Annotated in this window: 12 protein-coding genes; 1 reads left to right on the top strand and 11 read right to left on the bottom strand. The window is 32.8% G+C overall.

What is annotated here, in order from left to right; all coding sequences use genetic code 11:
- Positions 1 to 319: 319 nt before the first annotated feature.
- From IEW40_RS13915 to IEW40_RS13865, 11 genes are all read right to left on the bottom strand, one after another.
- Positions 320 to 4384 carry an L-type lectin-domain containing protein gene (locus tag IEW40_RS13915; protein WP_188618729.1) on the bottom strand — a complete coding sequence of 1355 codons (4065 nt, stop codon included), beginning with the start codon at positions 4382 to 4384 and terminating at the stop codon, positions 320 to 322.
- A 492-nt stretch (positions 4385 to 4876) separates the two neighbouring features.
- The gene (locus IEW40_RS13910) at positions 4877 to 5464 is read right to left on the bottom strand and encodes a Crp/Fnr family transcriptional regulator (RefSeq protein ID WP_188618728.1); all 588 of its coding nucleotides are present in this window, start codon (positions 5462 to 5464) and stop codon (positions 4877 to 4879) included.
- Positions 5465 to 5709: 245 nt separating this feature from the next.
- Positions 5710 to 6294 carry a phage tail-like protein gene (locus IEW40_RS13905; RefSeq protein ID WP_188618727.1) on the bottom strand — a complete coding sequence of 195 codons (585 nt, stop codon included), beginning with the start codon at positions 6292 to 6294 and terminating at the stop codon, positions 5710 to 5712.
- Between the two features lie 112 nt (positions 6295 to 6406).
- Positions 6407 to 10435, bottom strand: a complete 4029-nt coding sequence (locus tag IEW40_RS13900; RefSeq protein WP_188618726.1) for a phage tail-like protein — start codon at positions 10433 to 10435, stop codon at positions 6407 to 6409.
- A gap of 125 nt (positions 10436 to 10560) precedes the next feature.
- Positions 10561 to 11223, bottom strand: a complete 663-nt coding sequence (locus IEW40_RS13895; protein ID WP_188618725.1) for a hypothetical protein — start codon at positions 11221 to 11223, stop codon at positions 10561 to 10563.
- A 201-nt stretch (positions 11224 to 11424) separates the two neighbouring features.
- Positions 11425 to 12897 carry a helix-turn-helix transcriptional regulator gene (locus IEW40_RS13890; protein WP_188618724.1) on the bottom strand — a complete coding sequence of 491 codons (1473 nt, stop codon included), beginning with the start codon at positions 12895 to 12897 and terminating at the stop codon, positions 11425 to 11427.
- A gap of 11 nt (positions 12898 to 12908) precedes the next feature.
- Positions 12909 to 14351, bottom strand: a complete 1443-nt coding sequence (locus tag IEW40_RS13885; protein ID WP_188618723.1) for a helix-turn-helix transcriptional regulator — start codon at positions 14349 to 14351, stop codon at positions 12909 to 12911.
- 11 nt (positions 14352 to 14362) lie between these two features.
- Positions 14363 to 15850 (bottom strand): tetratricopeptide repeat protein, encoded by a 1488-nt coding sequence (locus tag IEW40_RS13880; RefSeq protein ID WP_229663464.1) that lies wholly within the window; start codon positions 15848 to 15850, stop codon positions 14363 to 14365.
- A 288-nt stretch (positions 15851 to 16138) separates the two neighbouring features.
- The gene (locus IEW40_RS13875) at positions 16139 to 18676 is read right to left on the bottom strand and encodes an alpha/beta hydrolase family protein (protein ID WP_188618721.1); all 2538 of its coding nucleotides are present in this window, start codon (positions 18674 to 18676) and stop codon (positions 16139 to 16141) included.
- Between the two features lie 34 nt (positions 18677 to 18710).
- Complete coding sequence (locus tag IEW40_RS13870) at positions 18711 to 20150, bottom strand: RagB/SusD family nutrient uptake outer membrane protein (RefSeq protein WP_188618720.1); 1440 nt, start codon at positions 20148 to 20150, stop codon at positions 18711 to 18713.
- 4 nt (positions 20151 to 20154) lie between these two features.
- Positions 20155 to 23151 carry a SusC/RagA family TonB-linked outer membrane protein gene (locus tag IEW40_RS13865; RefSeq protein ID WP_188618719.1) on the bottom strand — a complete coding sequence of 999 codons (2997 nt, stop codon included), beginning with the start codon at positions 23149 to 23151 and terminating at the stop codon, positions 20155 to 20157.
- Positions 23152 to 23762: 611 nt separating this feature from the next.
- On the opposite strand from IEW40_RS13865, the gene IEW40_RS13860 reads away from it, so the two are divergent.
- Positions 23763 to 24089, top strand: a complete 327-nt coding sequence (locus IEW40_RS13860) for a hypothetical protein (protein WP_188618718.1) — start codon at positions 23763 to 23765, stop codon at positions 24087 to 24089.
- Positions 24090 to 24233 lie beyond the last annotated feature (144 nt).

Here is a 24233-nt window from a genome sequence, read left to right as displayed (position 1 = left end):
TATTACAGCAACTAAATAATAGAATTGAAGTTTTAGTGTTATTTATTAATAATATCTGTAATAATATTGGATATTTCGAAATTAAATATTGTAATAATAAAAATCTTTATACATTTATTATGTTAATAATTTATTCGTTCTAATTAATAATTAATTATCAGAAATAAATAATTGACAAGAAAAACATCGTTAATAATTAAAACAAAAATTAAATATTAAAAAAAGACATGATAAAATTATTTTTTTAAACTGCAAACTTTAATTCAAAAAAAGATGTATTTAAAGTTCTTTGAAATTATTTATCATTTGCTTTTGTTTATCAATTAGGACAAGTTTGCGTACCGAAACAGTACCAATTAAAATTTACCCCATTGTCAATAGAAGTATACACTTTCAAACAATTATTAGTAGTATCATAAACCAACATTCCTTCAATTGGATTGGTAATTACCAATGTTATCCCATTATCAGCAACAGGTTGATTACTTGCATTAAATTTAACTCTATTAATTACAAAACCTTTGGTTTTAGCCTCTAAAACCGTCCAAGCACTTTGTCTTACCATAGGCCAATTGTCGCTACTTGCACCTGCTCTTCCTAAAGCTGTAATACCATGATTTGTTGGATAAGTATTACCATCTGTAATAGCTGGCTTATAGCAGAAAGCACTACTACATTGAGAATTTACACTAGCGTTCTGCGCATCTCCTATAGCTTGTCCGCTAGCTCCAACAACAGTTGGTACGCCATTAGCATCTACACTTGTTCCAAAATTAATATTCGGCGTTTGAGTACTTAAAGCTCCAGATGCTGTTGTAGATGGATTGAAATTGCCAGCTCCTTCTATTGCATCTGGGCAACTATCTCCATCACTATCCAAATCTAATTGATTAGAAATTCCGTCGCCATCAATATCACAATCTATCTGTATTCTTGGTCTTATAGTTTCACTTAAAGCTCCACCATTAAGAGTCAATACAGTATAACCCATTTTCACAATACGTTTTGTTCTATCTACGCCTAACAAAGTTAGATCCGCTGAAGCCTGAACTCCAATTGTCTCAATAGAAGTTGCTCCATTTGTGGAGGAAAGAAGAATTCCATTCGCCGGTGAAATATTAGCTAAACTTAGATTTAAATTACTTAATCTGGTACCATCTTCATAAACGATAAAGAAGTGCCCGAATTTAGAAGAAGTATCCATACCATTTAAAATAAAATCTATCCCATCAGTAGCTAAATATACCGGGTTGCTAAAATTAATAGACATTTCTTTACCTACGGCTACAGTAGCGTTACCCATATGCCAACCTATAAAATAATCTGTAATAGCAGGTGTTATTGTTGCTGTTGTAGGAATCACATTAGCGCCATTTACAGTAGTAACTGTAGAAGTTTGACCTCCAAAAAAATCTGTAGAAATAGCAGATTTACATATTTCTGTGGTATCCAAAATTCCATCATTGTCATCATCCAAATCCTGCCAATCAGGAATACCATCACCATCAGAATCTAAACACTGGCTGTAGTTGGTTGCAATTTTTGAACCTCCCACACCTTGTCCTGTTCCTGCAATGGTGGGAACCCCCATTGTAGCCACTGTACTTCCTACGATATTTCCTAAGTTGCTTGTTACTGGTCCTGCTGTACCAGTATAACTGCCTCCTGTGTTTCCTCCAGGCATTGATGAATTTACGAGATTGGATATTGTAAATGCAGCATCGCCTTCTATAGCATCTGGACAACCGTCACCGTCTGAATCTAAATCTAAATTATTTGAAATTCCATCTTGATCTGTATCGCAGGTTTTTAATGCAAACAAAGAAAACGCTACAGAATCTCCTGAGCCTATGTTTGTACTATTTATGGTTATACTACTTACCAAAGAGTCACCTTGCCCTTTGAGTAAAATTCTTTGATTATCAGTTCCATCGTGAGTCATCACTCCAGTAACAGGATTAAAATTTAGATAAGGATCAGTTGCTGGTGGACCATAAATAACTTGTGAGGTAAATTTCCCATTAGGATCCGCACCATTTACTTTAAAGCTAATAGAAGAACTTACACTGCCTGCAGGATCTAAATCATTTAAATAGAAAGCTATTTCTTTGGCTTTAACAGGTGTACTAAAGGTATAGGTAAAGTTATTAAAATTGCCACTCACCACATATCTATTTTCTGCACCACTATTATTTACGTAATAATAATGTTTGCCATCATTAAAAGAATTACTATTGGTTTGAGAAGTAGATGTACCTAAACTTACGGTAAGATTAGAGTTTGTATCTCCTTTCCAAGTGCCATTAGTATTTTGGGCTAAAAATCCTGTACAATTTTCATCAATATCAAGAATTCCGTCATTATCAGAATCAAGATCTAACCAATTTGGAACGCCATCATTATCACTATCTAAACAGTTATTTTTACTAATATCCTGTGATTCTCCTATTCCTTGTCCAGCAGCTCCAACTTTTGTCGGAATGCCATTTCCATCAACTGCAATTCCAAAGTTTTGATTAGGACTTTGAGATGAAATATTTCCTGATGCTGCAGTTAACTGGGAAGTTGTAAAACTTCCTGCGCCTTCTATAGCATCTGTACAACTATCTCCGTCACTATCTAAATCTAAATGATTTGAAAATCCATCTTGATCGGAATCTAAATAAATAGGCAATGTACATAAGGTATCAAAACCTACAGAATTATTACTTCCTGCTCCTCCTGTAGAAGCTGTAAAACCAAAATACGCTGAATTTCCTGCTAAAATGGTTTCAATAGCATTGGCTCCTGTTTCAGGGAAAGTGTAATTGGTAACCGCAACACCATCAAATGTATAAGAAAGATTTCTGGTTACAGAATTCCAATTAATTACCACATCGTGCCATAAACCGTCATCCACTGTTCCATCTCCCAACTGACCATCTCCTGCCAGTTTACCAGCATTGATCCAGCCAGCAGTAGTTCTGATGCTTCCGTGGTCAAAAATTGGGTCACAATTTGCGCCATTATTTGCATCATTTACACAACTATTAGCAAAAGTATCTAGCTCTAAAGCAATTCCATTGGCAATTCCTCTTGCGCCAAGACCTTGTCCATTTGTACCTGATGCTGACTGTGCAAGCGGACTATTGTGAAAAACAATGGCAATACCATCTGCATTTGATAGTAAAGCTTTTGTAGATAGCGTGAAACTTTTTGTAAAATCTACCTTACCATAAGACCAAACCTGCCCGTTTTGAGAGCCTCCATTTGTTAATCTATACTGATGTACCGGTCCTATAGAAGGACTTGCCATTAAGGTAGCATTGTTATTGGCTTTAAAAATTTTGTCTAAAGTAGTGTTGAGACCGTTTTCCGCACAATCCAGAATGCCATCATTATCGTCATCAAGATCTTGCCAGTCCGGAATACCATCTCCATCAGAATCTTTGCAGTCTTTAATCACATCTAAAGAATCACCAATACCTTGTCCGCTTGCTCCAACTGTTGTAGGGATACCATTAGCATCTACCGCAGTTCCAAAATTGATATTTGGAGACTGAGTTGTAAGAATACCTGAAGCCGATGTGGAAGGATTAAAATTACCTGATCCTTCAATTGCATCCGGACATCCATCACCATCGCTGTCTAAATCCTGAAAATTAGGAATTCCGTCTGCATCAAAATCCGAACAAGAAATAAGTTGTACAGATTCAATCGATAGATCATCAGCATTGGTAGAACCTGAAGTGAATCTTATCTGAAATTCTCCGCTGGATGGTAAAGATGAAGGCAATGAAATAATTATATTAGAAGGAGTTGAATAAACTCCGGTTGAAGCTATTGATGGCAAAGTATTAATATTGGTAACCGCACCATTATTTCCGGTTACAGTTGGTATGCTTCCTGCAACGCCAACTCCTGTATCAATCGTTGCATAAACGGTTCCACTATACAAAATTTCTGTAATTAGTCTTCCTGAAGCAGTTGCATTATTGGTTGTGAGCCATCTAAGGTTATTCAAATTAATGGTGCTCCCGAAAAAAACACTTGAAACAGTCTGTCTCACAGTGGTTACTGCATTATCCGCATCAAATTGCAATCCTCTTGCATTTAAAGCAAATAGGCCAGTTGTGGTCCAACCAGGAATAGTAGCTCCAAAAGTAGGGAAAACTCCCGCTGTAATTTTGTTTGATGACTGACATTCATCAGCATCTAAAATTCCATCGTTGTCATCGTCTAAATCTAACGAATTAGTGATTCCATCTCCATCAATATCAGAACTTTGTGCCGATAATTGCTGAAAGCTTGCGAAAATCAATATCAATAGAAATACTGCTTTTACAAAGCATTCCTGAATTGAAGATGCATTTTTCATAATAAATTTGATTCTTGGTAATTTCATTTAGTTTATTTGATTTTTTTAGTTTATAAAGTCATTCTAATGTTTTAAAATATCTTTTATAGACTTACCTGAATTTTCATCTTCTTAATCATTTGCATCTACGGCATTCTCAAAAACTAATTTTTATTTGAATTAATCTAGGTGAGAGAGGTTTTTGCCGAAAGCAGGAAGCTTGTTGAAGGGTTATACCACCCTACTATCTATTTCATTATGTATTTTTTAATTCTTAATTAAATTATATAGAATCTTGTTTAAAAAATGTATAATTAAATTTTTAGGTTTACTAATAATCATTCAAAACATTGATGTATTAAAAAATTGAAATAATATTCAAAAATCTTAGTTTAACGCTAAATATTTTAACAAAAATAAATTAATTGAACATTATTAATAAACAAAAACCCCAATATTTGTGAATAATATACTTTTACCACTTATCTTATTAGCAATTGTCAATAATACTATAAACAAAAGATTAGAATATGTAGTAAATCATACTTTACTATCTTTCGAAACAAAATATCTTTTCTTCAATCTACTCAATGAGGTAGGATGAATTCCTAAATAAGAAGCAAGATCTTTGGACTTCACATTTAAAATTAACTGAGGATTTTTCTGCAAAATTTCTAAATACTTTTCTTCCGGAGATAAACTTAAAGATGTATAAAAATTACGGTAAATTTCTACAGTTGTTCTTTTCCAATACATAAGAAGCAAACTAGCAATATTTGGATATGATTTAATTGATTTTTCTAAATCATCATAGTTAAGCAAAAACATACTCGTTTCTTCTAATGTTTCAAATGTTAGAGATGAAGCACGATTAAGTGCTAAAGTATCTATTGAACCATATATACCATTATTTTGAACAAACCAAACCGTTCTATTATCCTTATTATAAACTCTAATCAATCCTTTCAGTATTATCCCAACTTGTTTTATTTGTTCACCTCTATGAAGTAAAATTTTATCCTTTGGAATGGTGACAAATTGAACCAATTCTAAAAGTTTTTCTCTGTCTCTTGAGTCTAAAAAAGTATTTTGATCAAAATATTTATCTGAAAATTCATTTAATGTCATAGTAATTTTGATATCCGATTTTGGAATAATAAATTTATAATTAATGACTAATTTGTGTTAAGACTAGTCTATTTTTAACTGTAATTTCTAATAGTTCATAGCATATTTTACCTAAAATCAATTACAACTTATCTGAAATTAATTAAAAAACCTTCAGCTAAAAAGCATGAAATCTGAAAGATTCCTAAAAACACATTTGACATTTTTAGACTGAAGGTAAATCCAATTATAATTTTCTTTTTAAATTATGGTTTCCAAAATGACCAATTAGTTCCATTAAAAACCGCTAGCTGTCTATTGACAGTATCATAAACCAGCATTCCCGCTGTAGGATTCTTAATATTGAGATGAGGCAAGGCAACCTTTGGCAATACCATTGCTTTATCCGAATCAGTAAGTACTAAAATTCCAGGAGTAGTATCAGTATCACCATTTGTTCCTATTGCTGCTTTTGCTGTAGGTAATTCTGGTTTAGAATCTTGCAACGTGGTATTGGCATTTCCATTGGTATCAACGCTTAAATCGAACCAAGTTCCTGCTTTTTTATACTTTACTTTATAATCAGAAATGTCATAAACAATAGTTCCATCAACCACCGTATCAGCACCAGTATACCCACTTATAAAAGGTGAGGTATTAGTGGTTCCCGTAACCCATGGAAGTACAATTCCTCTTTTTTCGATAGTATCTGTTCCGAACTCTAAAGAAATATCAGGATTAGGAGTAAGGTTATCAGATAGTTTTGTAATTTCTAATTTTCCAATCGCAACTTGTGAAAATACAATTGAAGAAAAAGTAGATAATAATAAAATAAATGTTTTTTTTCTCATAGCTTAGAATTTGTTTGTTAGGCTTTATGATGTAATGTTTTTATTTTGAGATTTCAAGAGCAGCGGAATTTAAACGCTGCTCAATGAAAATCTCTTATCATTTGTGTTTTTATTAGTCAGGACAGCTCTGCGTACTCATACAGCGCCAATCGAAAGTTGTTCCGTTTACCGTAGTATATACTTTCAAGCAATTATTAGTGGTGTCATAAACCATCATACCTTCAACTGGATTAGTAATTACTAATGTTGTTCCGTCGCTAGCAACAGGTTGGTTACTTGAATTAAATTTTACTCTGTTTACTACAAATCCTTTTGTTTTAGATTCTAGCGCAGTCCAAGCACTTTGTCTTACCATAGGCCAATTGTCACTATTTGTTCCTGCTCTTCCTAAAGAGGTAATACCGTGATTAGTAGGAAAGGTGTTACCTGCATCCAAAACTGCTGGTTTGTAGCAATATGTAGCACCTACAGTAACCGCTGTTGTAGGACTATAGCATATTGCTAAACCGTCATAGAATGAAACATAATAAGTTGTGCCACTAACTATTGCTGTAGAATTTGATAATCTGTTAGCATCTGTAGCTGGAGTTGCAGAATGTATGGTAATCACTGTACCTGCTGGTTTATTGCTAGCCGATAACAAAGAGATTAAATCTCCTACAGTAGTAGGATTAGATGTAATATTTGTACTTGTTAAAGCAGGTGCGGCAGTACCAGATTGACAGGTAATACAAGCCCAATAAATGTTATTTGGAAGCTGTCCGCTTATTGATCTTCCATCTGTCGAAAACTGAAGCTGAGAACCAACTGAAGAAGGTGGGGTATTGGCATCTGCATTAATATAAAATAATTGTCTTATAGATGAACCAGCTGGTCCAACATAACCTATTCTATAAAGTTTACCATCTGGTGCTATTTTAATAGCTCCTATAGGTCCAATTACTGATTCTAATTGAGTAGTAGTATTAGTTACTAAATCAAAATACTTTAGATACATCCCATTACTTGGCTGATCATATTGGTTGTAATAAATATATCTTCCATTGGGTGATAATGCAGCACTATAACCTGTATAAAGTGATGTATAAGCAAGCGAATTGTTAACAGTTATATATACTTGCCATATACCCAAAATTCCTGTGGATGGATTAAAATTAGCCAAACCTACTTTATTTTGCCTTGCAATAAGAACTTTTCCTGGTATTCTAGGATCCCAAGAAATAAATGAATTTGTAGCACTATTCTCTGCGTAAGGTACCTCTATTGAAGAAACTGGAGTTGTATTGAACCCTGAAGCTTTTGAATATAAAAACGATTTTGTTTTTTGATCAGAAGTGGTTACCAATACCCAATAGTCTGTACCATTGGTATGAGGTATTACTTCTAAAGCTTCACTAGTTAAACCAGAAAGATAAGTCACTTTGCTGTGAATGGTATTGGTTTCCAGATTATATTTTGCTCTTACGATTGATCCAAAACTACTCGTTGCACTGTTTCCAAAAATGACAAAATCTCTTCCTAAAACACCTTGTGGATCTGGAATCACAGCAGCAGCTTCCGCAGAACTGGTACTCCCACCAGCAAATCCAGTTGCTTTGGCGCCATCGGATGCTCTATAAACGTTGCTTCCATCTGTCGCAAAAAGTAACTCTCCGGTTACGGGATGAGTAACAGTCGTATTCCCTTCCTGACCATCTCCAATAACTCCTTGCCCTAAAAATCCTGTTGAAGGATTGTTTAAAATAGGGTTTCCTGTTTGAAAATCAATTCTTACTTTGTTTCCAGCACTAGGTAGCCACCAGGTTTGCATTGCCGAATAAGGATCTGGTGGACAAGTGGTAGTAATACAATCATTCACAAAAGAATTGGCAGCATTGTTTATGGTTTGTCCCGTTCCTGCAATTGTTGGTACACCCATAGTAGTAGCGGTATTGCCTACAGTATTGCCAAGATTTTGAGTTACAGAAATAGGAGTACCTATGTAACCTACACCAGAATTGCCACCTGCCATAGATGAATTTTGTAAATCACTTGTAGTAAATGTTGCACCACCTTCTATTGCATCTGGGCAACCATCTCCATCAGAGTCTAAATCTAGTTCATTAGAAATACCATCACCATCCAAGTCACATATACTTGTATCAATAGATACATTGTCAATAGTCCAATCATCATAACCTGCACCGTGATTAAATGTCAATGTTGCAGAATTTGGACCTATATATGGAATGGTTATTGTTACATTCTGTGTGGTATATCCTGATATTGGAGCTGTTGAAAAAGGTGTAAATGTAGATGTAGCACCTGAAAATAAAGTTTGTGTAACATTGTTAGATTCCAAAATCCTTACTGTACCATTAGTAAATGTAGCATAAGTAGTTCCGTTTAAAATGATGTTTAATGAAGCTGAATAACCTCCACTATTAAAACCATCTTGTGCACCCAAAGTGAAAGATAATTTTAACGTTCCATTAGTTGCATTAAGATTGTTAAGCGTCTGTGAAAGGTTAGAATTGACATTGTCATTTTCATTTCTTGCGATTCCTGTTGTTGTATCCCATCCTGTACCCAATGTCCATTCTGTAACTGGTGAAGTAAACGTACCATTGTTAATAATAGTAACATTTGGACATTCATTAGAATCAAGAATTCCATCATTATCATCGTCTAAATCCATCCAATTCGGATATCCATCATTATCAGAATCCAAACAATCATTTTTAGTATCATCTTGTGACTGCCCTACTATTTGTCCCGAAGAACTAACAACTAGTGGAATACCATTTACATCTACAGTTGTTCCAAAATTTTGATTTGGGGATTGAGATGAAATTATACCCGAAGCATTTGTTAACTGAATAGAAGTAAAATTACCACCTCCTTCAATTGCATCTGGACAACCATCATTATCAGAGTCTAAATCTAAATTATTTGGAATACCATCTGTATCAGAATCACAAGTATTAATGCTTACATTATCAATAGACCAGTCATCAATTTGGTTAGCTCCCATTTTAAATGTAAGAGAACCTGAAGATGATCCTGAATAAGGAATATTTATTGTAAAGGTTTGTGAGGCATAAGTAGTAGTGCTTGTTGCAGTAAATGGAGTAAAATTAGATGTTGCACCATTACTTAATGTTAAAGTAATGTTATTGCTCGTTCCTGTAGAATTATTAACTGTGGCATATAATGTTCCTCCTAAAAATACCTGAAGTAATCCTGTAGAATTGGTGCTACCATCTTTAGCTCCTAAGGTAAATGTTAAAGGGATGTTTGCTGGAGGCAAATTACTTAGCAGTTGTGTCAAATTTCCTAAACTAGCCGACCCAATAAAAGAAGTATTCTCTACATATTTCCCTGTAGCATTATAAGTCCACCCCCCATCATTAGTCCATCCTGAAGTAAAATTAGTTTCAAAATTACCATTTGATACTAAGTTAGTAAGAATACACTCGTCAGTATCTAGTATGCCATCGTTGTCATCATCTAAATCACATTCATCAGGAATATTATCTCCATCAGAATCAAAAGTTCCTGTACAACTCTCTTCGATTGAAGTTTCACAGATAGCGAGAAGCGATCCACCGTCTCCTCCATCACCTTTCATAACAAGTTGGGTAAAAGGAGTTGGAGATGTTAAAGTAAAGATACCTCCTCCGCCTGTACCGGTAGAGCTAGCTCCTTGACCAGAAAGAATAATATTCCCAGAAACAGTACTAAAACAGCTACTATTATCAGTAACAGTAATTGTACCATTATTAGATGTAAATTCGAATTTTTCATTATGAATACTACCAGTAGCTGATAATAATATTACGATGTTGTTTACAGGTTTTGAAAACGTAAGCGTAGTTTGCCAAGGTCTAGAATTTGCAGTAGAAGCTCCAGAACCAACATACAATGCCCCTTCACTTAACAAAAGTGTACTTGATGTACCACAGACTTGATAATCCATAGGATAACTTGTTACTGCTCCTGAAGAAGAAGATGTTACGTTTATACCGTTTATTGTTAAACTACCATTAGGTGGAATGTTTGCTGTTTTGGAACAAGTCTGCCCAAAGAGTTGAGTTGTTGATAATGCAAGAATAAAGCTCACATTAATGAAAATTGTTATAATTTGTATTAATTTCATCATTTGTTTGTGTTCATTACACACCGAGACAGATTGACTGAAAAGCCAATAATCTCAGTATGCAACTATAATTAATTTGTGTTTTTGAAAAATAATTAGAAAATAAAGCTGCAAAGTAGAACTTGCAACTATTTCAAAAATTGAAAAAGTGTAGGAGGTCTTGTAGAATATTTACCAGAAAAATAGTGAGTTTTAACACTTGGATTCGTGTAAATAGCATCCTGACTTTTTGATAAAGAAAGTAAATTTGTTGTTAGACTAACACAAGACGCTAATGCTTTGGCAGAAGTTTGTACTCTGCAAGGTGAAACAACTACTCTATCTTTTAGCTTTTGCGAAAATTTCTCAGAACTTTTTTGAGACGTATAATAAACATCTGTCTCTAATGTATTTTGAGATTTATATTTAGGCTTAGAGACAATTGTTTTATTAGAAGTTCGTTTTTTCGCTTTTGGAGTAAACTTTTTTGCCTTTTCTAATTCTACAATTGATACATTGCTTATAGAATCACCATTATAAATTACTGCACCCTCTGATATGAAAACTACTGCTTTTTTACTTTCAGAGCTATTCTCATTTACTCCTACTTTTCCTATTATTTTTAAATCATCAGACTCAAAAATAATAACACCGCCTGTCATACTTATAACAGTAGTAGTTTTAGAATTTATCTCTTTTATTTTAGCAGAAAGAGTGAAGCTAAAACATATTGCCCATAAAAATGTGATAGATTTCGCCATTTTCATGACAAAACCAAAAGCCCCAATTTTATTTACAATTTTAGTTAACATCAAAAGTAATTTTTCTATAGTCTTAAAACGATATTCTCATATAGAATACCACTCTGCAAAATTACTTTTATATTACTTCCTTGACATTACACAAGCGTGACGACTCTTCACAAAATATTAAATTTAATACTCAAATACTACACAAAACTAAAATAACTCACAAAAAATAGCATTTTTTTAACATTTTGACAATTTTAGAATTTATTTTTTAGAAAGCCATTCATAAATATTTTGATTAGATAAAACACCTAATTTTTTTCTTAATCTGTATTTTTTAGAATCCACAGCTCTTAGAGATATTTTTTTTGACCATGAAATTTGCTGGCTGTTGAGTTTAAGTTTTAATAGAGCGCAAAACTCAATATCAGAATTATTGAGAGCAGGGTAAATTCTTAATATGTTTTCTTTGAATTCAGGATATACTTCTAAAAAACTTGGCAAAAAAGCGATATTGTTTTCTAGCGCCAATTGACGAAGCTCTTTATTTTTTTCATCCAAAGATGCATCGCCAGAATCAACACTACCATAAAATTCATTACTAGCTCTTTTTCTCCTTTTATAGTAGAAAAGTAAAAAAAACAAGATAAGCGATAAAATAATAAGAATAGGGTACAGTACCGCAGATTTTGTTTCTTCTGGTTTTACCAATCTTGTTGTTAACTGCATTGGTTTAATATTATCATCATCAGCCTGAAACACAAGTTTCTCTATAGTTTTATTTTCCTTTTTAACCACTGTATCTTTTAGTTCAGTGTATTTATTCAAATATTGAGCTTGTTTTTCTTCATTTTTTTTGGCTTCATAAATTTTGGCAATATTAGGATAAATTGCTTCTTTTAACATAAGATTATTAGATTGTCCCGCGTATTTTTCCGCCAACTTATAATGTTCAAGAGCCCTATCCAGGTAATCTTTTTGATTTTTTTGATAATTGTATATAAATTCGGCCTTCGTTTTATGATAAAATGTAAGGTCAAACAAATTATCAGTTTGATTGATATATTTTTCTTGAAGATTTAAGTAATATTCTAATTTTTTAAAATTCTTGGCAGTAGCATAATAAATACAAAATAATCTAGCGGTGGACAAGATAACAATTGGTTTTTCCTTTTCTGTATTTGGAAGCAACAGCGCCGACTTTAACCTTTTCGTAGCGTAATAATGCACAAAATCTTCCATATTCTGGTTTCCGTATAAATTAATGTACCTGCCATAAAAGAAGGTCTCCATCAATCTTCTCTTATTTTTGTCTTTAATTTTCGGAATTAATTTAATGTTTTCATCTAATACCTTTTGAGTTTGCGAATATAACTTCAGCGCGTTTAGCATAGCAGCTTCTATCGTTTTGGCTCTTGCCATAGAATAATAATCATCTTCTTCTACGGATAGACTTATTGCTTCATTTAGGTCTTGTTGCACTTTGTCAAACTCTTTGATATTTACTCTATGAGCAGCTCTACGCAATAAGGCATTTATTTGCCCTTTTGTATAACTTATTTCTTTAGATTGATAATATAAATCTGTAGTTATAGTCTCTATTTTACTAGCATTCTCAGAATTGGTGGTGAATATAGTATTCTGAATACTATCTATTTGTTTTTTAGTAAGTTGGTTTTGAGAAAACAATGCTACATTTAATAAAGTAAAAAAAAGAAAGTAAATATTTTTCATCATTATTTTCATCATTAAATTTTAGACATCCATACATACAGATTTTCATCTGAAGGAACATTCAATTTTTTCCTTATTCTATATTTTTTAGAATCCACAGCTCTTATCGTCATTTTTTTTGCAGATGAAATTTGAAGCGAGTTTAAACCGAGTCTTAATAATGCACAAAATTCTATCTCAGAATGAGTAAATGTAGAATTAATTTTTAACAGATTTTTTCCAAAATTAGGATAAACCTCTAAAAAACTTGAAAAAAAAGCAATATTATTTTCTAATGCCAATTTTTTAAGACGCATATCTTCATTTAATACATTGTTGTCTAAAACTCCATTAGGAGCAATAATTTTTTGTTTCTTTTTATTAAGAATATGCAGGATAAATAAAATTAATACAATTAAAAATAGTAAAAAAATAAAATATGTCCATTGATTTTGACTAAGTCCCTTTTTATCTTTATTAAGAGATTGTTTGGCGTTTTTTTTGTCAATAATATCATTTATGGTTTTATTATCATTTTTTATTATTGAATCTGTAATATTTATATGTTTTTTAAGATACGAAGCTTCTTTTTCCATTTCTTTTTTGTCTGCATAGATATGCGCTATTTCTGGATATATAAGCTCTAAGAATTCTGGATCGTTGTATATTTTCGCATAAAGTTCTGCTTTTTTTAAATGAAACAAAGTACTATCTAAATATCCTTTTTCATTTTTATGATGATCATAGATAAAATCGGCTTTTCTTTTATGGTAATTGATCAAGTCAAAAAGGTTATCCGTTTTGTGAAGGTACTTTTTTTGTACATCTAAATAGTATTCTGCTTTTTGTATATTTTCTCCGTTGTAATAATGTGTTAAATAACCTGCCGTAGAAACAATTATTCTAGGCTTTTCAATATCGGAATCAGGCAAAGATAAAGCAGCCTTTAGCCTTTTTTTAGAATAATGCAAAATAGAATCATTATAATCAGAATAGAGTTGTATATATCTAGCATAATAATAAGTCTCCATAAAAAGCCTCTTATTTTTGTCCTTAATTTTTGGAATTAACTTGATATTTTCATCCAAAGTTCTTTTTCCTTCATTGTTTAACTGAAGATGCATCAACATGGAGGCTTCCATAGCCTTTGCCTTAGTAAGATAAAAATAATCTCGCATTTCATTGGCTAAGTTTACACATTCATCTAAGTACTGCTGTACATTTTCATAGTTTTTACTATTAATTCTAAAAGCTGTTTTCCGCAATAGTGCTTCTACCTGCCCTTTTTTGTAACCAATTTTTTTGGATTGATCATACAATTCGGTGCAAATTTGTTCTATCTTGTCAGCATTTTTAGCATTTGTAGTGTAAATTGTATTTTGTAAGCTATCAATCTGTTTCTCAGTTAATTGTTTCTGAGAATACAATTTTATTAAACCAAGAAAAATAAAAAGAAAAATTAAATAATTTTTTTTCATAGTTAAATGTTCTAGATTTTAGACATCCAAACGTACATATTATCGTCTTTAGAAATAAAAAGTGCTTTTCTTATTCTGTATTTTCTGCCTTCTACTGCCCTCACAGAAATATTTTTGATAGCAGCTATTTGCTTTGTAGTAAAATTAAGTTTTATAAAGGCACAAATCTCTAAATCTAATGGTTTTAAAGATGAGTTAATACTTAAAATTTTCTCCTCAAAGCAAGGAAAAACTTCTTTAAATTTCATATAAAAAGAAGAATCATTTTCATGGGCTAGACAAGTTAATTCTGAAATGGATATGGGATTCTTGTCAGTAGCACAATTATCCTTTTTCAAGATTGGTATAGGAACTTTTTCTAATAAATTATTATTTTTAGAATAGACATTCAACAAAACAACAATAAAAATAATAATCAGTAATAATGCATAGATCAAATTTCGGGTAGAAAAGGAATGTTCTTCATAGTCATTCAAATTAATTTTATTAATTTGAGATTTCATTACCCTATCTATACTATCCTTTATTTTACTATTAAGCTTTAAATAATAGACATGCTTTTTTAAGTCATTTTTGCGATGATAATAATCTGCGATATCGCCATAAACTCTAGCTTTTAGCGTAGGATAATGAATTTTAGAGGTCAATGAATCTGCTCTAGAATAAAAGTTTAAAAATGATTTTTCATCTCTATTTAAAAGAGCAAACTTTCCCATCAAAAAGAAAAAATCTGCATTCAAAAAAGGGTTTTTATTAATCTTAGAAACAAAATCAAGATGACTTCTTGCTTTATCTAAAGCCTTTTCTTGTGTATAAAACTCCGCCATTTTTAAATGGCTTTCTACAATATAGTCATTTTTAAAAATGAAGCCTTTTGAAATTTCACTAGATTCATGCAAAGTTCTTTGAAGGTAAAAAAATGCAGAATCTTTCTTTTGCTTTTGCTGATAATATAGCGCTAAATATTTATAATTTTTGTAATTTAAAATATTTCTTTGCTCTTGATTAGATATATTTTTGCTATCCTTAATACTTTTAAAAAAATTCTTTTTTCCTTCATCTTCAAGACCTAATTCTGTAAAAGCAATCCCCAAGAAATTTCTGATAACAGGCAAAGAATTACTTTCAGTTTCAATAGCAATTTTTTCTGCAATTTTCCCTTTGTCTATTACTTCATCATACTTCTCTTTTCTAGAAATATAATATTTACAAAGTAATAAGATAGCATCAAGCTGTCCTTTTTCATAATTATTTTCTTTTGATTGGTAATATATTTCTGTAAGTTCAGCCTCTTTATTTAAAGTTTCATCATTTAATCTAGCGTTTCTATGTGAAGATATTTTATCATCAATACTTTTGATGATGTCGTTTTTTTGGGAAAATACATTGCCCGTAATAAATATAAAAATTATGAGAATGTAGCTCTTCATATATCTTTGTGTTTTTATCTTCGCAAAAATACTTTTTTTTATTTTATTATTAATTTCTGTTAAATACAAACAATAAGAGCTTTTAAGCTTATTACAAGAATCTAAAAAAGATTATTCATTTTGAATTTTAAATAGAATTTAATTTATTTTCTTTGCTATTTATAAATTTTTGCATCCAATTCATTATTCTAAAACATTTCATAATTGTTTAAGTGATGACAATCTATTAAGAAGAATTTAAGTTCATCTAACTATATTTAATAAGTGATTATGTCATTTATAAATATATAAAAACAAAAACCAACAACATTTCTGCTGTTGGTTTAGTTTATTATTTTTTTCTGTCAAAGTCATTAATCATTCCTTCAAATATTTATCCCACCACTCCATTATCCTTTGGGTAGCCTCTAATTGGTTAAACTTACGTAATAGTCCATGTCCATCTTTAGGAAAAAGCAAGAGTTTGACCTCTTTCTTTAATCCTGCTAAAGCAACATACATAGCAACACTCTGGTTCCAATTCACGTGGTAATCTTCTTTGCCTGCCCAAAGCAACAAAGGTGTTTCTATTTTATCGGCATGAAATACAGGATTATTTTCATAAAATACTTCTTTCAACTCATAGAAGTTTCCCGTCAATCTATAGCTCTGGTTGGTAAATCTCCATATATTAGGACGTAGAAAATTGGTGTTATATGAAAAATAGGAAGCAGTGATGTCTGCTACTGACACTCCACTTACAGCAGCTTTAAATTTTTTCGTTCTGGTAATGATATAATTGGTTTCAAATCCACCAAAGGACTCTCCTGCAATGCCTATCTTGTTAACATCTATTGAATATTTATTTTTCACTTCTTCAATGGCTTCTTCTATTGATCTTAATGCAGAAGCCCCTGGCTCATTTTGAGAATAGGTAATTCTTGGTAGTATAATGATGTATCCCTTTTGAGCTAATAGGCTTCTGTTCATTCCTTGCTGATTGTACCAACTAGGATAGACAAAGTCCTTGTACTCCTTGGCTTTATTTTCATACAAATGGACTATTGTTGGATATTTATTATTAGGAGTATAGCCTGAGGGAAGGATTACTGTAGCATAGTTCTTGGTATATTTTTGTAAGGAGCTTTCTTTTTCCCAAGTGAGGACTTCTGTCTTAGGAAAGCTTTCATTTTTGTAATTCTCCTGATTAGATTGAAACAATACCACATTAGAATTGTTTTTGGGTTTAGGATAAATACTTTTCCATTGATACATTTTCAACTGAAAGGGGGTGTTTCCATTTTCAAAGGTATAGCTGAAGCCAGTGTTTCCAATTATAATACTTTCAAATGAACTCCCTTGAAGAGGTTCTATAATCTTGAGTTTTTCTTTATGATACACCATCAGACCTTCCAAAAAATCATCAGAAGTTTTTAAGCGGATGATGATTTCATCTTGTGGTAATGTGGGGACATCATTCCATTTTAGATTCTCCACTCTAGAGCTACCAAATTTTTGAATTTTATATTGAAGATTTTCATCTTTATTTTGCGTAAGATTAATCAATTGCTTTTTTTTCAGATTATATTCCCAAATGTTATAAGCACTTGTCAGATAAACTTTTTGATAATCCTTTGAAAATACTGGTTTATCAATAGGCTGTTTGTATTTTTTACTTTGTCTGCTGTAATAGTAAAATGGTTCTTCAACTTTCTCGGTTATACCATGGGTTTTATGTGTATTTCCATCATATATCCACCATTGCCCTTGGTCAAAATAATAAATAATTTGTTGATGTTCAATAACATAAAAATCTGTAGTCTTTTCTACAGCCCATTCTATCATTTGAGTTTCAAGGTTTCGAAGCTCTATTTTGGGGATTAAATGCTCATCGGTAAAATCTTCATTCGCAAGATCTAAAACCTCTAATGCATATCGATTTCCAAAAACAATAAACTTACGGGTTACTCCATCTTCGGCATTGCTTTCTCTCGTTTTATCAGTAGAAAAATCATATATCAGCGCATTTACTTGGGAATTCCTGTATCTTTCAATCAAAGGTGCTAGACCTCTATCACTACTATCCCATTCTTCTATCCTTTGTGAAGTCTCTCCTGATGTGGATGTTACAGACTTTGTACCTAGTAAGATATGCGGAGGCCTAAAACTAAATTGGGTATACCCATTCACTATTTCTGTAATGTTCTTTTTAAGGAATTGATTTCCCATGATACCATAACTTTCCAATATATAACCTTGGGACTTTCTCATGAGAAATAGGGTTTTTCCATCCTTAGTATCCTCCCCAAAAGCAAGCAATTGTTCCTTTTCACCAATTGGCAAAATGATTTCTTCCTTTTGTGTTTTAAGGTTAATCTGCACAATTTGTGATTGCTGTTGTATGAGTTTTCGCTCTGGGGTAGTCAATTGTTCGATTCTCGAAACTTTTATGTATTTTTTGATAAGACTATTGTTTTCATCTACCCAATACAGTTCTTCTGCTTTCATCAACAAAAGACTTTTACTTATGGGATGATATTCATATTTTTTCACTTGGCTTTCTTTCCATTCTTTCCCAGACCTTAAATTTTTAAACTTAAGATTTCCTTGTTGGTCTCTTAAAATGAAGTGTTTATCATCCAAATAGACCTCTGCTGGTTGAGGAAATATTTCAAAAGCTTTAGTTTGGGTGTTTTGCAATACTCCTTCACCTCTTCCGTCATCATACTTTTTGATAAAATAACTCCATTGACCATTTGGACTTAAACTGACATTAACTAGTCGATGCCAATTTCTATATTCTAAAGCTTTTTCTTCTAGGTCTTGAGCTAAAGTTTGTTTTTCATTGTTTTGTTTTTGGGCAGGTGAAGACAATTGGCTTAGGGACGATTGTTCTTGCCCTTTTAGGATGAACATTATTCCTAAGCACATTATCAGTATACCATACTTTCTAATAACCATTGTTCTGTGGTTTTAATTTTGGATTGGCCAACAATTCTCTTTCAGGTAATGGTAATATTTCCATATAGGATTTCCAGTTAGGCTTTAAAGAACTCAATGTGTTATTTAGTTGTCCACTTCTTTTTAAATCAAAAAAACGATGTCCAAATTCTGTAAAAAACTCATGTCTTCTTTCTTCAAAAATGGCAGCTCTAATTGTGCTTTGTGAAGTAGAATTGAATATTCCTAGACCGGCTTTACTTCTGATAATGTTTAGATGTCCTAAAGCTTCAGCAGTATTTCCGAGTTCATTATTGCTTTCAGCTAGAGTTAGGTATGCCTCCTCAACTCTAAGTACAACACTGTATTCCTGTGAGGCAGTCGTTTTATTATTAAGTTTATATTTAAAGGCATGGCTATAAGTGCCTTGGCTATTACTTAAAGTTTTTATCCACTTCTGTTTTCTTTGGTCATTAGACTCAAAAGAATTGAGTAAAGTGTTACTCAACGCTACATTTGCAGGAGGCAATGTAGTAAAGATAAAATATTGCCCTTCCAGAGTATTGATGCCAATATCAGCAGGCATCCACTGCAATATGGCACTTTTACTATCTTTTAAAAAGGTTTTACTTAGGTCTTGCTCTATTAAATATAAGGAATTGTTGATGACTTTAGTAGCGTAATTTTTGGCATTTGTCCAATCTTTTTGATAAAGATAAACTCTCGACAACAGCAATTGGGCAGCCGCTTGGTTAGCTCGGGTTCTGCTATTAGTGGGATATATTACGGGTAATAATTCCTCCGCTTTTTTAAGGTCAGCAATGAGCTTCGAATAAATTTGGTCAATGGGCATTCGCTCTGCTTGTTGATTTACTTGATAGTTGGTACTTTCTATATAAGGTATCTCTCCATAGAGATTCACCAAATAAAAATGCAACAGCGCTCTGATAAAATAAGATTCTCCATTCAACTGTTTAATGGTGCTTTCATCCAGATAATCTTTACTTTGAGATACTCCCTCAAGTATATTATTAACTGCATAGATTTGTTTATAGGCATTCACCCATAGGGCATCTACCACACTTGTATTTTGTTGAACATTGAGTTCATAAAAAGTACGATAATCCAGAGATTGGTTGGTATATGATGTAATTTCATCAGAGTAACAGCCCATTAAATTGTTTAGTCCATACAAATCTCCTTTCAGCATGCTGTTCGCCCTTAGATTGGTATATACATCAGACAATGCAGAAAAGGCAAGCTTTTTGTCTTTAAAGACTGTACTTTGGGTAATTTGATTGGTTGGTTCGTTTACTTCTAAAAATTTTTCACAACTCTGGGTGAATAGAATAATGCTTATCAACAGAAACCTTAGGATATAAGGATTCAATTGTTTTGTTGTTCTTTCTCCTTTTGGATTTTTCATGGTATTTTGATATCGATTTTTCATAGTTTTAAAATTTAATGATAGCAGTCATAGAAAAGGTTTTCATCGTTGGCAAGTAAAGGCCATTCACTTCAGGGTCTAAGCCTTTGTAATTGGTAATGGTAACTAAGTTTTGTGCTTGACCAATCAGGGTGAGGCTTTCTATACCTTTACTATTTAAAGGGAATTTATAGCTTAACTGTACATTGTTCAGCCTTATAAAAGAAGCATCAACGATAACGGCATCACTAGCATTGTATCTAGAGAATGCCGTTAAAGCCTCAGAATTGCCTCCAGTGCTTGGTCTCTGGTATTGGGCATCTGTATTTTCAGGGGTCCAATAATTGAGCATGTAAGTAGGAATATTTCTCTGGATACCGAGTAATGAAAGATTATAGTCCATACTGTATTGTTTTTGCTTTACATATTGAACTAGGAAACTCAAACTCAAGTTTTGATAACGGAACTGATTGCTGATTCCACCAAAATGCTTCATCCCTATTTCTACCACTTTTTGACGGTCATTGCTATCCAATTTGCCATCTCCATTCAAATCACTAAACTGATAAATACCTGTTGTTGGGTCTACTCTTTTGAATTCGTATACCTTTTTAATATTCATGGGTTCTCCTACCACATAAGTACTTGCATAAGAACTGCTAGATAGGTTGTCGTAAGACAAGAGTTTACTTTTCGGAAGGGTAAAGTTGGCACTAACCTCCCATTTGAAAGAAGTATTTTTATATATGGAAGCACTAAATTCTGCTTCAAGTCCTGTATTTTGAACTTTTGCTGGAAAGTTACTTTGTAAACTTAAGAAACCTGTAGTTGCAGCTAGAGGTACACCTACCAATTGATTGCTAGAACGATTTCTATACCACGATAGGTTGAGGTTGATTCTTTCTCTTAAAAAACCAAGCTCTATGGCCGCTTCTAGCTTGGTTGTTTTCTCCCAGCTGAAATTAGGGTTATAAAGTCTAGATGGGTACATTCCAACTACTCCGTCATAGAGCAATGTTCCTGTTGTATAAGTATCCAAATATTGGTAATCCCCTATTAAGTCACTCCCTGCGGTTCCTATACTGGCTCTGATTTTACCAAAACTCAAAAAGTTTCTAAGTCCCTCATTCTCTTGAAAAAGGTTTTCTTTACTGAAAATCCAAGCAGCTCCTACGGCTCCAAAATTGGCGAATCGGTTATTTGCACCAAACCTACTAGAACCATCTCTTCTAGCGGTAAGGTTCAACAGGTATTTCCCAGAATAGTCATAATTAAATCTTCCATAGAAAGCAGAATATCGGTATTGTACCCTACTGTCTTCATTGACTTTTTGAACCCTGGCATTGGCAATATTTTGAATCAAATCATTAGAAGCAAAGTCACTCCCTTGTAATCTTTGAATATGGTCTTTTTTTTCTTCTAAGGTAAGACCAATCAAAGTACTAATGCGGTGCTCCTTCCATTCTTTACTCCATGAAATTTGGGGCTCAACAATCCAACTATTTCTTTGTACATTTCCGAGATAAATAATGCTATTGGTACTGGTGTAGTTCAGATTAGGATTATAGGCAGTAGATGGATTCAAACGCTCTTCATCTTGTAAAGTTTGGGTATAGCCGGCATTTAGTTTTAGCAATACTTTTGGCAGAATTTCATACTGGCTATTTACTTGTGCAGAGAAGGTTTTCAACTGAGAGTTGAACTTATTCTCAAGCTTAGCAATAGGGTTGTCAAAGGTGTTGTTCTCCCAGTTCAAGGCACCTGTGTCAGTATACAATGATGGGGCATTGGTACTAAGAATAATTTGTGCAGTGAGGTCTCTATCTATCAAGTTATTGTCTTGTAGTGTATAATATATGGTAGGGCTGATTCTGAATTTTTGGTCAACACTTTGATGTACCATATTCAGGTTAAAGCCTTTTCTTTGATAGCCAAAGTCTTTTCCATAGGGAGTATCTTGCTCCTGACGGTGGATACTCATATACCATTGAGTTTGTGTACTGCCAGAGGATAGCGTGAGTTGCTGTTGCATATTAAGATAAGACTTTCCGATAAATTTTTTGTACCAATCAGTATATCTTTGGCTATCCCATTTTCCATTCACATCATATGCAGTGGCAGGATAATTAACAATATTATCTAATTGATATGCATCTTTTCGCATTTGTAGATATTGAGGAGTATCAGCAAAAGTGATAAATTGGTTTACTTTAGAAACGGAAGTATTGAGCAATAGTTCAGCACTTAATTTTTGGTTTTTACCTCTTTTAGTCGTAATAAGAACTACTCCATTGGCTCCTCTACTTCCATAGATTGCTGTAGCATCCGCATCTTTTAGAACTTCAAAGCTTTCTATATCATTAGGGTTGATGCTATTGAGTGGAGAAGATTCTCCTTTAGAAAGAATACCCGATGATAAAGAAGAGATTGAGTTATTTTGGGCATTTAAGGGTACACCATCTACAATAATTAAAGGATAGCTTCCATCAGGTCTTAGACTGTTTTTACCTCTAATTTGAATATCAAAACCACCACCTGGGGCACCACTATTTTGAACGATGCTTACCCCTGAGAGTCTCCCTTGTGCAGCACTCAAAACGTTGATTACAGGTTGATTTTCAAGTTGTTTATTGGTAAGTTTGGCAATGTTTCCGGTTCTTTCCTTGTCTTTCACTTGGTAGTACCCTGTATTGAGTATCACCTCATCTATTTGCTTTTCTTTTTGTAATAAAACGTTGATGGTACTTAGTTTCCCCACTTCTACTCTAGTTTCAGAATAATCGGGGTGTTTAAAGATAAGAACTGGATTATTACCCTTGATTTTGAGTTGATAATGTCCAGAGGCATTGGTTTGGGCTACGCTGTCATTTCCTTCTTGGAAAACCAATACCCCTTCAATAGGTTTTTGGTTTGCGGTAACCGTTCCAGTGATGGTGCGTTCTTGCCCTTGGGCATAAGCAGACAACACCATAGTAGCGACTAGGCTCATCTTGAGATAGCCTAGACTCATTTGGTTTTTTTTCATAATTTTGCAATGGTTTATACAATTAAACTTAGCCGCTCTTCCTTGCTCAAGTCGCCAAACTACGCAGGAAGGGCTTTTCTTTTGATGTTTTTATATTTTTTCACTTTTTACTTTTTTTACCATTCACTATTTTCCTTTTACCTCTCACCCTAGGTTGGGAGACATCATACACAGCCTCCCTTTCCTAAAGCTCAATTATAAAATTTGATATGAATGTTGAATGTATTTTTCCCCGTGTAAGCCCTAAAGCCGCAATGGTGCGCTGCCATTGTATCCGTCAATTTGATACTGTATTTTGAAAAATTGCTTAGGAATAGAGAATGCGGACGGCATAAAAGAAAACGGCATGGGACTCTTCAATATCCGTACTAGAGGTACTGGTATACCGTGCAACAGATAAGAGAGCCCACGCCTAGGTCGTGAGCTTCATACTTATCATCTTGTTGCTTTAAAAATTACCAGTTTTCTAGTACAAGACTCTAAGCAATAGCTTCTAATATTTCGTTGAAGTATCGCAAAGTTACATATTCAGTAACTTATTTTACAAATATAATAAAAATAACGACATAAACGTCGTTGAATATGTAATTTATTATAAATTATTTTACTTTATGAAATTTCATAAAGAAATATTTAGATATAAAGTAGCAGTAGGTATTGTTCTAAAGAAATTAAGAACAGAAATAATTATTGATGGAAAACCAATGACACAGCAATATCTAAATAATGAAATTTCTGAAAAATATAATAAATCATGGAACTCTGCTAGAGAAGAGACCCTACCGAATACCACTTTAGAAAATCTATATCTTATAACTGATTATTTTAAAATAGAGGTTGACTATTTCTTTCAATTAGTTAAAAGTATAACAAAAAAAGAAATTGATGATACAATAAAAAATAAAATCAGACTAAGTAGTCTTTATAAAGAGATATAAGTAGCTTTAGTTTTATATTTTACTTAAATAACTCATTATCAAAGTGATTAATTAACATCATTTCATAAATGACAGATTCCTTAATACAACTTGTTAATTTCACAACTCGATTTAAATCTTTTATTATATTGAGCTTATCAACAA

Origin of the sequence: Cloacibacterium rupense (genome assembly GCF_014645495.1) — a bacterium.
In the GTDB taxonomy this organism is placed as follows: domain Bacteria; phylum Bacteroidota; class Bacteroidia; order Flavobacteriales; family Weeksellaceae; genus Cloacibacterium; species Cloacibacterium rupense.
Note: the sequence above shows the minus strand (reverse complement) of the source record. Positions and strands in the feature narration are given on the sequence as shown.

Bases quoted from the DNA above. Each gene is read 5' to 3' on its own strand.
- IEW40_RS13915 (WP_188618729.1), bottom strand. From the start codon at position 4,384: ATGAAATTACCAAGAATCAAATTTATTATGAAAAATGCATCTTCAATT.
- IEW40_RS13910 (WP_188618728.1), bottom strand. From the start codon at position 5,464: ATGACATTAAATGAATTTTCAGATAAATATTTTGATCAAAATACTTTT.
- IEW40_RS13905 (WP_188618727.1), bottom strand. From the start codon at position 6,294: ATGAGAAAAAAAACATTTATTTTATTATTATCTACTTTTTCTTCAATT.
- IEW40_RS13900 (WP_188618726.1), bottom strand. From the start codon at position 10,435: ATGATGAAATTAATACAAATTATAACAATTTTCATTAATGTGAGCTTT.
- IEW40_RS13895 (WP_188618725.1), bottom strand. From the start codon at position 11,223: ATGTTAACTAAAATTGTAAATAAAATTGGGGCTTTTGGTTTTGTCATG.
- IEW40_RS13890 (WP_188618724.1), bottom strand. From the start codon at position 12,897: ATGATGAAAAATATTTACTTTCTTTTTTTTACTTTATTAAATGTAGCA.
- IEW40_RS13885 (WP_188618723.1), bottom strand. From the start codon at position 14,351: ATGAAAAAAAATTATTTAATTTTTCTTTTTATTTTTCTTGGTTTAATA.
- IEW40_RS13875 (WP_188618721.1), bottom strand. From the start codon at position 18,676: ATGTTCATCCTAAAAGGGCAAGAACAATCGTCCCTAAGCCAATTGTCT.
- IEW40_RS13870 (WP_188618720.1), bottom strand. From the start codon at position 20,150: ATGAAAAATCGATATCAAAATACCATGAAAAATCCAAAAGGAGAAAGA.
- IEW40_RS13865 (WP_188618719.1), bottom strand. From the start codon at position 23,151: ATGAAAAAAAACCAAATGAGTCTAGGCTATCTCAAGATGAGCCTAGTC.
- IEW40_RS13860 (WP_188618718.1), top strand. From the start codon at position 23,763: ATGAAATTTCATAAAGAAATATTTAGATATAAAGTAGCAGTAGGTATT.